The 13,342-nt window shown below is 59.8% G+C and carries 15 protein-coding genes; 3 read left to right on the forward strand and 12 right to left on the reverse strand.

The genetic code is table 11. From position 1 onward, the window contains the following. Positions 1–57: 57 nt before the first annotated feature. The 7 genes from BM400_RS21055 to lnt all read right to left on the reverse strand — a co-directional run bounded on the left by BM400_RS21055 (position 58) and on the right by lnt (position 7,273). Positions 58–456, reverse strand: a complete 399-nt coding sequence (locus BM400_RS21055; RefSeq protein ID WP_089843673.1) for a YybH family protein — start codon at positions 454–456, stop codon at positions 58–60. After that, positions 453–2,603, reverse strand: a complete 2,151-nt coding sequence (locus BM400_RS21060; RefSeq protein ID WP_089843677.1) for a protein-disulfide reductase DsbD family protein — start codon at positions 2,601–2,603, stop codon at positions 453–455. Before BM400_RS21060 ends, BM400_RS21055 begins: the two co-directional genes overlap by 4 nt. Positions 2,604–2,648: 45 nt before the next feature. Further along, the gene (locus BM400_RS21065; protein WP_089843679.1) at positions 2,649–3,062 is read right to left on the reverse strand and encodes a CoA-binding protein; all 414 of its coding nucleotides are present in this window, start codon (positions 3,060–3,062) and stop codon (positions 2,649–2,651) included. Further along, positions 3,059–3,553: a DinB family protein gene (locus BM400_RS21070; RefSeq protein ID WP_217644139.1), complete on the reverse strand. Its 495-nt coding sequence runs from the start codon at positions 3,551–3,553 to the stop codon at positions 3,059–3,061. The genes BM400_RS21065 and BM400_RS21070 overlap by 4 nt, the downstream gene beginning before the upstream one ends. Before the next feature lie 48 nt (positions 3,554–3,601). Next, positions 3,602–4,339, reverse strand: a complete 738-nt coding sequence (locus BM400_RS21075; protein ID WP_089843683.1) for a class I SAM-dependent methyltransferase — start codon at positions 4,337–4,339, stop codon at positions 3,602–3,604. Between the two features lie 139 nt (positions 4,340–4,478). Further along, a protein-coding gene (gene prfB / locus BM400_RS21080; RefSeq protein ID WP_141224035.1) for a peptide chain release factor 2 occupies positions 4,479–5,610 on the reverse strand; the annotation gives its coding sequence in 2 pieces (ribosomal slippage) (positions 4,479–5,540 and positions 5,542–5,610; 1,131 coding nt in all). Positions 5,611–5,614: 4 nt separating this feature from the next. Next, positions 5,615–7,273 carry an apolipoprotein N-acyltransferase gene (gene lnt / locus BM400_RS21085; RefSeq protein ID WP_245782071.1) on the reverse strand — a complete coding sequence of 553 codons (1,659 nt, stop codon included), beginning with the start codon at positions 7,271–7,273 and terminating at the stop codon, positions 5,615–5,617. 350 nt (positions 7,274–7,623) lie between these two features. On the opposite strand from lnt, the gene BM400_RS21090 reads away from it, so the two are divergent. Next, positions 7,624–7,878, forward strand: coding sequence for a hypothetical protein (locus BM400_RS21090; RefSeq protein WP_089843688.1), 255 nt, complete (start codon positions 7,624–7,626; stop codon positions 7,876–7,878). Positions 7,879–8,012: 134 nt separating this feature from the next. Here the strand turns inward: BM400_RS21090 and BM400_RS21095 are convergent, their stop codons facing one another. Next, positions 8,013–8,654 carry a methyltransferase domain-containing protein gene (locus tag BM400_RS21095; RefSeq protein WP_089843690.1) on the reverse strand — a complete coding sequence of 214 codons (642 nt, stop codon included), beginning with the start codon at positions 8,652–8,654 and terminating at the stop codon, positions 8,013–8,015. Positions 8,655–8,702: 48 nt separating this feature from the next. Then, positions 8,703–9,065, reverse strand: coding sequence for a bactofilin family protein (locus BM400_RS21100; RefSeq protein WP_089843692.1), 363 nt, complete (start codon positions 9,063–9,065; stop codon positions 8,703–8,705). Between the two features lie 273 nt (positions 9,066–9,338). On the opposite strand from BM400_RS21100, the gene BM400_RS21105 reads away from it, so the two are divergent. Further along, positions 9,339–10,139 (forward strand): hypothetical protein, encoded by an 801-nt coding sequence (locus tag BM400_RS21105; protein ID WP_141224036.1) that lies wholly within the window; start codon positions 9,339–9,341, stop codon positions 10,137–10,139. Between the two features lie 57 nt (positions 10,140–10,196). Here BM400_RS21105 and menC read toward each other — a convergent pair whose 3' ends face one another. From menC to mazG, 3 genes are read right to left on the reverse strand one after another with little or no spacing between them, the layout of a single operon-like run. Then, positions 10,197–11,327, reverse strand: coding sequence for an o-succinylbenzoate synthase (gene menC / locus BM400_RS21110; RefSeq protein ID WP_089843696.1), 1,131 nt, complete (start codon positions 11,325–11,327; stop codon positions 10,197–10,199). A gap of 9 nt (positions 11,328–11,336) precedes the next feature. Next, a complete protein-coding gene (locus BM400_RS21115) occupies positions 11,337–12,116 on the reverse strand; it encodes a GNAT family N-acetyltransferase (protein ID WP_089844045.1) in 780 nt (259 codons plus the stop codon). Continuing rightward, the gene (gene mazG / locus BM400_RS21120; RefSeq protein WP_342714614.1) at positions 12,113–12,985 is read right to left on the reverse strand and encodes a nucleoside triphosphate pyrophosphohydrolase; all 873 of its coding nucleotides are present in this window, start codon (positions 12,983–12,985) and stop codon (positions 12,113–12,115) included. The genes BM400_RS21115 and mazG overlap by 4 nt, the downstream gene beginning before the upstream one ends. A 64-nt stretch (positions 12,986–13,049) precedes the next feature. Here mazG and BM400_RS21125 point away from each other — a divergent pair, with 64 nt between their 5' ends. Continuing rightward, the gene (locus BM400_RS21125; RefSeq protein WP_089843699.1) at positions 13,050–13,265 is read left to right on the forward strand and encodes a DUF3311 domain-containing protein; all 216 of its coding nucleotides are present in this window, start codon (positions 13,050–13,052) and stop codon (positions 13,263–13,265) included. Positions 13,266–13,342: the final 77 nt, after the last annotated feature.

A 13,342-nucleotide genomic window follows, 5' to 3' on the forward strand; every position in this document is an offset into this window, starting at 1 on the left:
AGCGGGAGAGCCCGGCGAAGCAGTAACGGGGCGTGTGAACTCCCGCAGGACTCGCTTCTAGCCCTTGAACGCCGACAGCAGATTGGCATCGCGGAAGATCCGCCACTGGCCGTCCACGCCGCGGCGAAACCCGCTCAGCGTATGTCCCTTTGCGATGCGGGCAGGTCCGCCTGTCTTCGGCTTGATCTCAATCTCGAGCCCGCCCCATGTTATCGCCACGTCGCCCTCCACCGTGATGTTAAGGCTCTTCGCATCGGGCTTCGCCTTCACCGTGACATTGCGGATCATGTTCTCAAAGCCCGTCCGGAAGGCCTCACGCATCATCGGCGGGTTTCCTGGCGTGAGAAACACGACATCCTCGGTCATCAGGTTCATGATCGTCACGATATCGCCCTCGCTTGTCGCCCTTGCCCACTGAGCCACGACTTCGCGAATGGCCTTCTCATCTGCGCTCATTGCTTTGTATCCTTTGCCAGTGCGTCCAGCACCAGTTGCTTGGTCAGGACCTCAGGCAGAACATCCGCCTTCGTATCCTTGCCCGCCGGATAGATGACGTAGGTCGGCACGCCGGAGCGGTCGACCGCCGCGAGTTCACGCGTGATCGCAGGATCGTACTGCGTCCAGTCGGCGCGAATGAGTGTGACGTGCTTGTCCGCGAGCACCTTCTGGACCTCCGCAGACTTCAACACAAGCTTCTCGTTCACCTGGCAGGAGAGGCACCAGGCCGCCGTGAAGTCGATGAAGACGGGCTTGCCTTCGGCGCGCGCATCGGCCACTGCCTGTGTGGTGTAGGGAGCCCACACCAGCGTCGTGTCCTTCGGCTGGTAGAGCGGAATTGCCACAGCAATTGCGCCCAGGACAAAAGCCGTCACGGAGCTCTTCAACTTGGCCGGCCACCGGCCAAGCGCCCATCCAGCAATCGCCAGAAGAATCAGGCTCAGCAGAAGCAGCGACTCGTGGTCCACACCGTTCGAAGGCACGGTCGAGGAGGCAAACAGGTTTCCGTACACCCAGAGCAGCCAGGCCACGGTGATGAAGAGTGGAACCGAGGTGAGCTGCTTCAGAACCTCCATCCAGGCACCCGGACGCGGCAGGATCTTTGTCCAGGCCGGCTGGAAGCTGAGTGCGAGATAAGGCACCGCAAGCCCAAGCCCAAGCGCCGTAAAGACCGCGAAGGTGACACCAGCCGACTGCGCCAGCGCGAAACCGATCGCCGCGCCCATCAGCGGAGCGGTGCATGGAGTCGCTACGATCGTCGCAAGGACGCCCGTGAAGAAGCTGCCCGCGTAGCCTTCCTTCTTCGCGAGTCCACCGCCTACGCTGGTCAGCGAGAGGCCAAGGTCGAACTGGCCCGCCAACGAAAGCGAAAAGAAGAAAAGACCAAGCGCGAGGAGTGCGATGAAGATGGGCGACTGCAACTGGAAGCCCCATCCCGCCTGGCTTCCACCCGCGCGCACAATGAGAAGCGCGGCGACGATCGTCCAGAAGCTGACGAGAATTCCCAGTGTGTAGACGACGCCGTGCATCCGCAACTGCTTCCGTTCACTCGTCGAGGACTGCACCAACGCCAGCCCCTTGAGGAAGAGCACAGGAAACACGCACGGCATGAGATTCAGGATGATGCCGCCCAGGAACGCCAGGCCAATCGCGACGGGAATTGTGATGCCGCTAGCCGCGCCGCCCTGGCCCACAGTGACCGCAACTTCGCCCGGCACAACCGGGCCCGTGACGTCGTACGCGATCTTGTCGGAGAGCTTGAGGACGCCGTGGAGGGTCTTGGCAAGAGGCGCCAGCTTATCGGTTTTGGTGCATTCGGTGCCTACCGGCGCGTCGGTCGCCGCGGCACGCGGTACCCGGATCTGGACGCCACCGGGTATCTTCGTCAGGGTCTGCTCGGCTGCGTTGCAGATCTGATCCTGCTCATAGGGGTAAAACTCGGCGTTGGATGTCTTCTCAGTCGTCAGCAGGGTAACAACGTAGTCCTTTGCGCCACCCATAACGGAGTACTTTGCGGTTGCCGGCAGAACGGTTGGAAGAAGCGTCAGCGCTGTGCCCAACGCGCCAACACGCGCCGGCTCCGGCGTGGGCTGCGCGACGACGGTGAGGTTGAGGCCGAGATGCGCCTTACCGGGAATGCAGGTCGAAGAACAGACCAGCCAGTTCACCATCGCGTCCAGATGGATCGGCCCCGGCTTGACGTCTTTTGCAACCGAGATCGTCAGCGGAAAGGCGACTAGGTCTTCGTAGCCGAAGTCCATCAGCGGGCCGAGCGGAAGCCGTGAAGGAGCCGGAAACTGCAAAGGACCTGCGGTTACGCCTTCGGGCAACGTCCAGGTAATCTTTGGCGGCTGGCCCGAGTCGCCCGCGTTCGCCCAGTACACATGCCACTTCTCTTCGAGCGTTAGCACGAGACCGGCCTGCAAGGTCCCGCCCGGATTGACGGAGGGGGCGAGCGTGGTCAACTCCGCCGTCAGATGCTGCGCTTTCACCGGCCCCGGGCCACCATCGCCCACGGTGACGAGTTGGGCTCGCCCACTGACCGTGGCGATCGCAAGCAAAACAGCCGGAAAAAAAGAAGAGGTTAGGCGCCGAAGAGAGAACATATCCACCGATTGTAGATGCGCAGCCCTGCATCGGGGATTCGGAAGCTAGCGACCGCCAGACAGCCGATGCTCCACCATGATGCACCGGTCCATCACGACGCGGATCCCGGCAGCCTCCGCCTTCTCCGAAGCCTCGCGGTGCACGATTCCCTGCTGCACCCAGAGGTCCGTCAGTCCCAGCGCAATCATCTCGTCCACGATCGCCGGAATGAAGTTCGGAAGACGGAAGACGTTCACGACATCCGGCTTCACGCCAGAAGCCACCAATTCCGTGAGCGAAGGGTAGGACCTCACGCCCAGAACCATCTCCAGCGCCGGATTCACCGGATGCACCATAAACCCATGACTCTGCATATACGCCGTGACATAGTGGCTGGGCTTGCCGGGGTTCTCCGACACGCCGATCACAGCGAGTGTCCTTGCTCTCAGCATCCCACGGATTGCTTCAGGCTCGTTCATGATTTCTTCCAGATACCCAGCAGACGGCGCAGCAGGACGATCTCCCCAAGGTGATAGGCAGAGTGGTCCGCGATCAGGAGCGCCTCGCGCAGAAGATTCTGTCCCTGCCCCCAGCGGAACGGCTTGAAGAGGTCCGCGGCAGGGTTTGCGACCAGCGCCTGGAACTTCTCGAGGTCATTGCGGATTGCCGCGACCGTGTTATCCCACGAGCCTGGGTACGGAGGCTCCGGCGATTCCGGCCAATAGCCCTTGGGCCATTCGATGTGCTGGTATCCTCCCGTGGGCGGCGCGGAGAAGTCGAGGATGTCCTTCTGGGTGATGCGCATATGCTCCAGCAACTGCCATGCCGAGTAAGGAAGGTTCTCCGGCACCACGGCCCGCTTGTCCACTGGGAAGTCCTTCACGGCGTCCTCAAACGTAGCGTGCGCCTGCCCACCCTCCAGCAGCGCCTTCAGTTGTTGCTTCAGCGGTTCCATCGCGTCAGTAGCCATGCCCATTTGGATGCACCCGGCCTTCATCCGGTTCGCCGAAGTTGCGGCCTACAGAGGTTTGCGCGCCACCACCACGGTGAGCGGAGGAAACGTCGTAAGGAAACTTCCCCGCTTCTTCTCCACAACCATCCCGGCTTTCGAAAACACATCGGCATACTCGGCGGTCCGCTTGTAGTCCGAGATCAGGGCTACTCCCCCAGGTTTCAACACCCGCACTATCTGGTGCAGGGCCGCGATGCGGGTTGGTCGGTCGTAGATGTTGTGGATACAGAGGTTCGAGACGATGACATCGAAGGTGCCGTCCGCAAAGGTCATCTCCTGCGCGGGTACGCTGATCAGCGTTGTGTTGCCGAGCAAGCCTTCGAGCTGCAAATTCTGCGTTGTCGCCGAAGCTGAGTTCCCGCCCATGTCGACGTTCGACCAGACATCGATCCCCGTCGCGTGCCCATCGGGAACCTTCTTCGCCGCACCTGCGAGCAGAAGGCCCCGCCCACATCCCACATCGAGCACCTGCTCATCGCCACGCCATGAGTGGAGACCAAGCATCATGTCCCGATGCCGGAACTTACCCACCTTCACATACAAAAGAAACAGGCACCCTTCCCCAATGAGAAAGCCCGCAGGCCAGAAGAAGCTCTGAGAGCTGAGCGCAATGATCCCGAACAGATGCAGCGTATGCGGAAGCGCCAACCCAAGCAGAAGGCAGAGAAACCCGAACAGAAAAAGATTCCGCATCACCGCGGGGGCGTCCACGCCATAGTCGGGACGAGGAAAGAGCTTGGCCATCACCGGCCTCCAGGATAAGAGAGTTACGCTGCCACGAACTCTCTTATCTTGCGCTCGTTCCTCGCTGGGATCGAGTGAGATTTGTCATCCACATACAATGATTCCGATCATCCTCTCAGACGACGTCTGGCTAACGTTGCTAGAGGTCGTCGTCAGGATCGATCGCAGCCGGCATGTTGCCCTCGCGCCGCATTCGCAGATAGCCGCGGATGAACGGTTCGAGATCGCCATCGAGCACCTTGTCCACATCGCCGACTTCGACGCGCGTGCGCAGATCCTTCGCCATGCGGTACGGCTGCAGCACATAGCTCCTGATCTGCGAGCCGAAGCCGATCTCCAGCTTCGAGTCTTCGATCTTGCGTGTGGCTGCCTTCTTCTTGTCGAGCTCATACTCATACAGCTTCGAACGCATCATCTTCATGGCGCGCTCCTTGTTCTTGTGCTGTGAGCGCTCGTTCTGGCAGCCCGTCACGAGACCTGTCGGAAGATGGGTGATACGGACGGCGGAGTCGGTCGTATTCACGTGCTGGCCGCCCTTACCGCCGGAGCGATAGGTGTCGATACGAAGATCTTCGGTCTTGATGTCGATCACGATGGTGTCGTCGATTTCAGGAGAGACGAAGCAACTCGCGAAGCTGGTATGGCGGCGCTTGGCGGAGTCGAACGGCGAGATGCGGACAAGCCGATGCACGCCTGTTTCACCCGAAAGCAGACCGTAGACGAAGTCTCCCGAGATGGTGAAGGTAGCGGACTTGATGCCAGCTTCGTCGCCATCCTGAATTTCGTTGATCTCCACCTTGAAGCCCTGCCGCTCGCCCCAGCGGATGTACATCCGCATCAGCATCTCGGCCCAGTCTTGGCTCTCGGTGCCGCCGGCTCCGGGATGTACGGTGACGATGGCGTTCAGAGGATCGGTCTCGCCCGAGAGCATCGTCTTCGATTCGAGCTTTTCGGCGAACTCGACCAGTGCGGGGATCTCGCGCGTGAGGTCACCTTCGGTGTCTTCGCCTTCCCGGGCCAGTTCGAAGTAGGCTTCGATATCATCGGAACGCCGAGCCAGTTCCGTATCATCGGCCAGCAGCGTCTCAAGACGCTTGCGCTCACGCATCAATGGCTGGGACTTGGCAGCATCCGCCCATACACTGGGGTCGGCAATCTTCTCTTCAATGACAGCAAGTTCACGACGCAAGCGCGCCGAGTCAAAGATACTCCCGCAGTTCGCGAATCTTATCGCGCACCGGGGAGTATTTGTATTCGAGATCATCTAACATCCGTCTAGTTTACCGCGCGTCTGCAGCCAAGCGCCAACATCCCCACCGCAACCAGAGCGCACAGATACGCAAATACATCCCCATACTGCGTATAGAACGTCGTATCGCGTTCATAGCCGAACGGCACATTGATCGCCGCTCTGATCTTTCGCGGCATAGAAGCTACTACGCGTCCGCTGGGGGAGATCGTCGACGTAATTCCAGTGTTGGTCGCCCTCAGGATCCAGCGATGGTTCTCGATCGCGCGCATCCGCACCATGTTCAGATGCTGCCACGCCGCGCCGGAATCCCCGTACCATCCGTCGTCCGAGATATTCACCAGCACCTCGGCGCCTTTCTTGACGAACTGCCGCACCTCATCGCCGAAGATGGACTCGTAGCAGATAAAGATGCCATAGACATGATCGTCGCGACGAAGCACCGTCCGCTCCGCGCCGGGATCCATATCGCCTACGCCTGCCGTCAGCTTATTGGCAAAGAAGAAGAAACGCTTGAAAGGAATATATTCGCCCCACGGCACGAGGTGAATCTTGTCGTAGCGTCCACTGCCTGTCTCACCCGGAGAAAATACCGCGGCGGAATCATAGACATATCCTCCGCGTTCTACGCGCGGATCCGGCACCACACCAAGCGATCCCACAATCAAGAGAGACTGCGTGGAGTCTGCCAGTTCATGCATCTTTGCGGCGAAGACAGGATCATTCGTATGAAACTCCGACGGGGCCTCAGGCCACACGATCAGATTCGTCGGCTGATACCCTTCCCTGCCCGGCTTCATCACATACGCAAACTCCGGCAGCGTCACACTTTTTGTACCGGCAAGTTCCGGAATCCCGAGTAACTCGGTATGCGCGGGATTGCGACTGAGATGAGCGAACGAAGAGATTCTCTCCGCCTGCGTTTCCATCGGACCGCTGCTCTCAGCACCTACCGCAAGATTCTCCTGCACCAGCGTTGCTGACGCTGTGGGGATAGACTCCAGGCTCGCAGGCAACCTGCGCAGCGCCAGAAGATACAACCCGCAGAGCACGACCAGCCCAACCACCAGGGCAGGGCGCAGATACTTCCGTTCACGCAGCCGAATCCGTATCAGCCAAAGCGCGTTCACCCCGGCAATCACAAAGGAGATCGCATACGCTCCGCCCCAGGGGGCAAGCCGCGTGAGCAAGGGATTGTCAACCTGCGCGTTGCCCAAAAGATCCCAAGGGAAGCCCGTGATGCGGGCCCGTGCCAGTTCTACGGCGACCCACAAAAAAGGAGCCAGCACCATCGCCGTCTGCCGCCCGAACCTAACTCGCGCGAAAGCCATAAGAGCCCCAAACAATGCGAGATATAACCCGAGATAAAGTGCAAACAACACCAGAATCCCCGCCGATACAGGCTTCGGCAGTCCCCCGTAAATGTTCATCGTTTGAAAGATCCAGTAGCAGTTCCCGAGATAGAAAACAAAACCGGCTAAGTAACCGATAAACGTGGCCTGCAGCACGTTCACGGGACGCCCGTCCTTGTTGTCCGCAGCTAGCGCACACAACAAAGGCCAAAGCGCCACCCAGCATAATGCTGTGCGCCACACCGGCACGGGACCGGCAAGAGGAAACGAGAGTACCTGGAGCATTCCGGAGAGAATGGCCAGCGCCCAAAGCCGCAGAGGGAGGGTCTTCATCGCTGTCGAGTCTACCATCCAGGCCACTCGGGCTTTAGCGAACTGCTACCGGTGTCGCTGCAGAAAGCCAAAGTCCAGAGCCTCTTCCGGAGCTGTAGGACATTGATCGCATACCACGCCTCCTTCAAGAGCACGCATGGTCTTCGCACAGTAAAAAGGAAACTCCGAACCGTAAACACCGTCTAACTCCTTCAGTACCTTTAGCGCGACAGCTATACCTCATTTATTTGCATCAAACACATCACTTATGTATCGTCAAGAGCAGATATTAACCTAATATCCGCATCACGTTCGTCCCAGGGTTGGTCAATTCAAACTAGATCGATGGCTAAAAAGCCTCGGAGATACACATGGAAGTAAGTCGCATTCTCGCAGAAATCGATGCACAGATCGCCAAGTTGCAGCAGGCACGGCAACTTCTTTCGGGAACGGACGTGGTTCGCAAGAGCCCAGGCCGTGGACGTCCCAAGGGGAGCAAGAATGTCGTCGTCAAGGCTGCTCCTGAAGCAGCGGCACCGCGCAAGCGCAAGCTGAGCCCGGAAGGCCGCAAGCGTATTGCAGACGCCATGAAAAAGCGCTGGGCCGAACGCCGCAAGCAGGCCTAACTGCTCTCCCCAACCCCCCAAATTTCCGCCCACTTAGGCAGTTGCAGGCAAACGCGAAAACGGTAGACATCCACTACGGATATCTACCGTTTTCGCGTTTGGGCTAAAGACTCCGGGTTGAGAAAGCGCCGGTCTTACCGCGTCACAATCACTTCAGCTAGATTGTCCTTTGCCAGGAAGAACTTATAGTTCGAGTAAGCCTGAAACAGCCTCTCGATCTGGCGATTCTGAAACACCTGCACCAGAGGATACTGACCCACCTTCTGCATCTCGACCTGGTTCTGCGCGGTGAGATGAAAGCGCGAGAAAGAAGTCTCCGCAGGAAGCATCTTCGTGTGAAAGAAGCCAAGCAGCTTCCCTCCGGGAGCCATCACCTCGTGCAGGCGATTGACCAGGGGAGCTACCAGATCCACCGGTAGAAAATCCAACGTATCCCACAACGTAATGACGTCGAACTGCCGACCGGAGAAGTCCATATTCTCCGCGACAAAGCCCTCCGCGTTGAAGCGCGTCGCACCTGGCCGCGCATCCGGGCTGTCGTCCGGGACCTGCCACTCGGGCTTCGCCGCATCCTCCACGAAGTTGGCCATGTAGACGCTATGGCCAAGCCCGGTCAGGAAGTTGATATTGTTTGCAGACGTGGCCCCTACATCGAGCACACGGAGCGAATCGGTCGTCTGCAGGTGCTTATACAGATCGGACCAGCCGCTCGAGGAGCGTGGGATCTTCGGCTCGACCGCTCGGTGCTCCGACGAACTCTTGAACAGGTTGCGCATGGTGCCGGCGTCTCTCTCTCAGGGGTCGTGCGGCTGGTTCCAGCGTACTTAGCGGATATTCAGCGTGGCCGGCCGCTGTACGGGCTCGGTCAACTCCACACGTCCACGCAGGCTGGCACTCTCTTCGATCGAAAGACGTCCCGCTTGAATATCGCCCACTACACTCGCCGACTGCCGCAGCTCCAGACGTCCGCTTGCCTTCACGTTACCTTCAACTCGTCCAAATACAATGACATCCTGCACATTCACGTCGGCCCGCACGCGTGCGTTCGGACCGATCGTCAGTCGGCTCTCCGTCAAGGTGATGGTTCCCTCAATCTCCCCGTCCATGAAGAGGTCCTCCGAGCCGGAGATATCGCCCCGGATGATGACGGACTTTCCAATAACGGTGGAACCCTCTGCTGGCTTCATGCGGACATCTCCCTTTGATCACCCTGCAAATCCTGCGGGCCTGACCCGAACTATACCCAAGCCTCACACTGGGAAGCAAACGGGGGAAACTCATTCCACTCTTCATACGTCCAACCGGTGATGATGCGCAGAGCTCACACGTCGAGGATCGTTGCAGGGGTGGCCCGCGCGTTGGCAGCTTCAATCTTCGTCCTGCCTATGGCGCTCCAGGCTCAGCCTTCCGCAGATTCAAAACCACTTTCACCCCAATCGGCGCATGCTCTTCTGCTCAGCGTGCCCCCCCGCACCTGGGCCTTTGACGCGGCCAACAATGAAATTCCCGTCATCGATCACCCCGGCCAGTACCTGCGCTATCGAATGCACGTCATCGACGCCAAAGGCGATCAGCTCCGCGACGTCATTGAGAGCAAGGATGGGACCGTTGCCCGATTGATCGAACGAGATGGCCGCGCCCTGACCGAAGACGAAGATAAGTGGGAGCAGCAGCGGCTCAATGACATGATCGCCGCACCCGATAAGTACAAACGCCATGTCAGTGGCGATGTCAGTGGCAAAAAGCGTGCGGTCGAGCTGATCAAGATGCTGCCCGACGCTATGGTGTTCTCCTACGCGCCAGGCCAGCCGCAGCTTCCCGACTTCCCCGGCGAACAGGTTGTCCTCGACTACAAACCCAATCCCGGATGGCACCCGCCCACCACCACCTCCGAAGCACTCACCGGCCTCGCAGGCCGCGTCTGGATCGATGCCAGGACACACCACATGGTCCGCATGGAAGGCGACATCTTTCAGGGGGTCAACCTTGGATGGGGGATGCTGGCGCACATCTATCCGGGCGGGAAGCTGATGCTGCAGCAAACACCCACCCAAAATGATCCAAACACCCGCTGGATCTTCTCGCATTTCACCGAGCAGCTTACCGTGCGCGCGCTGATGCTGAAGACCTTCCGCGAAAACTCGCGCGTAAGCAGCGAAGGCTACACGCCGGTCCCGGCAATGCCCTACCAGGAGGCGATCAAGACGCTTCTGGCCACACCGCTTCCGAAGCCCGCGACTGTCGCCCTCAAACAGCAGTAGGTGCAAAAAGAAGAGCCCCCATCTCACGGCTGAGATGGGGGCCATTACGCCGCAACGCTAAACGGTAACCGCAGCCCTTGCGGAGATTGTCGCGCGGCGCACCGTCAGCTTTTCGATGCGGTCCGTGCGGACCGTGAACCCGGATCCTGCAGTCGTCGGCACCACGATCTCGCCCTGTTTCGATACCGTAACCTCCGGCTCGATGATGTCCTCTGCCCAATACCGCTTCGAAGCCGAGACATCGCCGGGCAGCGAGAAGTTCGGCAGCGACGACAGCGCCACATTCGCCGCGCGCCCAATCCCCGTCTCCAGCATGCCCCCGCACCACACTGGAATCCCGCGTTCCTGTGCGGCATTATGCACCGCGATGGCTTCCGTGAAGCCACCCACGCGACCCACCTTGATGTTGATGATCCGGCAGGACTCCATGTCGATCGCTGCCAGCGCATCGCGTCGATTGCGAATCGACTCGTCCAGGCAGATCGCCGTCTCGATGCGCTTCTGCAACATCGAGTGGAAGTAGAAATCGTCGTACCAGAGCGGCTGCTCGATCATCAACAGTTTGAACTGATCCCACGCCGCGATCGCGTCGATATCCTTCAGCCGGTATACCGAGTTCGCATCGCACGAAAGAAGGATGTCCGGCCAGCGCTTGCGCACCATGTCAAAGATCGAAACATCCCAGCCCGGCTTGCACTTCAGCTTGATGCGCTGGTAGCCCGCCTCAAGCTCGGTCTCGATCTTTTCCATCAACTTCTCGGGCGTCGGCTGAATCCCGATAGACACACCGCAGGGAATGATCTCGCGCGTGCCACCCAGCAGCTTGCCCAGAGGCACATCCTCCATCTGCGCCTCCAGATCCCACACCGCATTCTCGAACGCCGCCTTGGCCATCCTGTGCCCGCGCACCTGCTCCAGCAGCTTCGGCACCGACCCGCCACCCTCGATCTCCACGCCCACCAGCCGCGGAGCCAGCTCGGTCTCCGCGATCAGCCACGCCGTGTCGATCATCTCGTCCGAGAAGTACGGATGCTCCCCCGCCACGCACTCGCCCCAGGCCGTAAGCCCTTCGGCCTCGATCTCCACAAGCATGATGCGCCGGGCCGTCGTCAATCCGAAGCTCGTCTCAAACGGGTGTGCGAGCGGCATGTTGATCTCGCGTAGATGGATGCGGTCAATCTTAAGCATGAACAATTCCTAACGTGTCGTTGGTTTCAAATCCGGTACGGGGCCCAGCAGAAAGGCGCCATCGCCCTCCGCAGTGCGTTCATATCCAATCACAGCCAGCCCTTTGGCAAAGGCCGCTTCCAGCTCTTCCCGATTGTGTGTCTGTACCGCCAGGGCCTTCGCGCGCAAAACACCATCGGCCTTCCACTCCGGAATCTCGCGCGGCACAAACACACGCTCTTCCGCAGCCGGCGCGGGCAACGTACGTTCGGCCTCCAGCATACGCTCCACCCTATCCGAGCGCAGCCACCATTCCGCATACAACCGATCCGTCGGCAGTCCGCCCTGAAGAGGCGAAGAAGAAGACCCATAAAAATTCCGCGCATACCGCCGGCACACCGCACCCAGCCGCGCGATATTCAAATGCGCATTCTTGATCTCCAGCGGATCGAACGTCCACTCCATCAGCTCGAACCCGCGCTCGATCGCATCGTCCCGCTGCGCCAGCTTCAGCTTCCGCCCAATCCCCAGGTTGCGATACGCCGGCAGCACGGCCAGCATATGCGAGTGCAGGTACGGCACGCGGTCGCGATACCCCGACAACCCCATCGCAAAAGCAACGATCTCGCCCGTACGGTCGTCGATCCCGCCAAATACCGCCCCGCCGATCTTGTGCGCCAACAGGAACATTCGCTTCGGAATCAGATCCGCCGCGTCGTAGCTCCAGACCGCGGTCTGTAGTTCCACGCACCGCTCAAACTGCTCCAGCGTGGTCAGCTTCTCAATCCGTATCGTTACTGCTTCACTCATGCCGTCTCCAACTTTGCCGCCCGCCATCGCTGATCGAGCTCTTCCGCACTCATCCCCGCCAAAGCCTCACGGCCACCGGCCGCGGTCTCCATCGCATCGAACCTTCCGCGAAACTTCGCATTCGCCCGCCGCAGCGCTGTCTCCGGATCGAGCTTCATATGCCGCGCCAGGTTCACCGCCGTAAACAACAAATCCCCCAACTCATCTTCGACACGCCCCAAATCCGGGTGCCCCACATCCCGTCCTTGGGATGTGGGTGTCAACGCGCCGCGAATCTCCACCTCAAGCTCCGCAGTCTCTTCCCGCAGCTTCTCCACCAGCCCGGAAACATCCGGCCAATCGAACCCCACCTTGGCCGCCTTGGCCCCCAGCTTCCGCGCCTCGGTCATCGCCGGCATAGCCCGCGAAACGTCCCCCAGCAGTCCAGCCGCCGCAGTTCCAGCGAGCTTCTTCTCCTCAGCCTTCACCGCATCCCACGTCGTCTGCACCGCCGCCGGATCATCCGCCGTCCCATCCGCAAACACATGCGGATGCCTGCGAATCAGCTTCGCGGACAAACCCGCTGCCACATCGGCCATCGAAAAATACCCAGCCTCGCTCGCCATCTGCGCATAAAAAAGCACCTGCAGCAGCATGTCGCCCAACTCATCCTTCAGCTCCGGCCACGCCCGCCGCTCAATCGCATCGAAGACCTCATAGGTTTCCTCCAGCGTGTTGTGCTTGATCGAATCAAACGTCTGCTCCCGGTCCCAGGGACAACCCTCGGATCCGCGCAGATGCGCCATGATAGCCGCGGCCTCGGCCACGCGGGCTCCGGTGTCGTTCATCGCGGGCAGATTCGGCAAAGCTGGCAGACCGTTCGCAGGCATCCCTTCCAGTTTACCGGAACCAAGAGGCCCAACCACACCCCGGAACCGTGATAGCATCGCCCCGATGGCTCTCGAACCCAACCCGCAGCCCGCCCAATCGAAAGGCCGAGCCTACCGCTGGCTGCTGGTCCTGCCCTACCTCGGTCTCTGCTTCCCGGCGCTCTACGCCCGCGCCACACCGACTTTTTTTGGTTTTCCTTTCTTTTACTGGTACCAGTTCGCCTGGGTTCTACTGGCGTCGTTACTCATCTGGATCTGCTACCGCAAGCACGTCGACTAAGACCGGCACAGACAAAGAAAAACCAATCGAACTACTGTGAATTCGTCAGTTAGCCGGTTGATTCGATCGATATCGGT

It is taken from the genome of Granulicella pectinivorans (assembly GCF_900114625.1).
GTDB classification, from domain to species: Bacteria; Acidobacteriota; Terriglobia; order Terriglobales; family Acidobacteriaceae; genus Edaphobacter; species Edaphobacter pectinivorans.

Coding starts and splice junctions, on each gene's coding strand:
- BM400_RS21095 (WP_089843690.1), bottom strand. CDS start 8,654: ATGCGCAACCTGTTCAAGAGTTCGTCGGAGCACCGAGCGGTCGAGCCG.
- BM400_RS21125 (WP_089843699.1), top strand. CDS start 13,050: ATGGCTCTCGAACCCAACCCGCAGCCCGCCCAATCGAAAGGCCGAGCC.
- BM400_RS21060 (WP_089843677.1), bottom strand. CDS start 2,603: ATGTTCTCTCTTCGGCGCCTAACCTCTTCTTTTTTTCCGGCTGTTTTG.
- lnt (WP_245782071.1), bottom strand. CDS start 7,273: ATGAAGACCCTCCCTCTGCGGCTTTGGGCGCTGGCCATTCTCTCCGGA.
- BM400_RS21055 (WP_089843673.1), bottom strand. CDS start 456: ATGAGCGCAGATGAGAAGGCCATTCGCGAAGTCGTGGCTCAGTGGGCA.
- BM400_RS21100 (WP_089843692.1), bottom strand. CDS start 9,065: ATGAAGCCAGCAGAGGGTTCCACCGTTATTGGAAAGTCCGTCATCATC.
- menC (WP_089843696.1), bottom strand. CDS start 11,327: ATGCTTAAGATTGACCGCATCCATCTACGCGAGATCAACATGCCGCTC.
- mazG (WP_342714614.1), bottom strand. CDS start 12,985: ATGCCTGCGAACGGTCTGCCAGCTTTGCCGAATCTGCCCGCGATGAAC.
- BM400_RS21070 (WP_217644139.1), bottom strand. CDS start 3,553: ATGGCTACTGACGCGATGGAACCGCTGAAGCAACAACTGAAGGCGCTG.
- BM400_RS21115 (WP_089844045.1), bottom strand. CDS start 12,116: ATGAGTGAAGCAGTAACGATACGGATTGAGAAGCTGACCACGCTGGAG.
- BM400_RS21065 (WP_089843679.1), bottom strand. CDS start 3,062: ATGAACGAGCCTGAAGCAATCCGTGGGATGCTGAGAGCAAGGACACTC.
- BM400_RS21090 (WP_089843688.1), top strand. CDS start 7,624: ATGGAAGTAAGTCGCATTCTCGCAGAAATCGATGCACAGATCGCCAAG.
- BM400_RS21075 (WP_089843683.1), bottom strand. CDS start 4,339: ATGGCCAAGCTCTTTCCTCGTCCCGACTATGGCGTGGACGCCCCCGCG.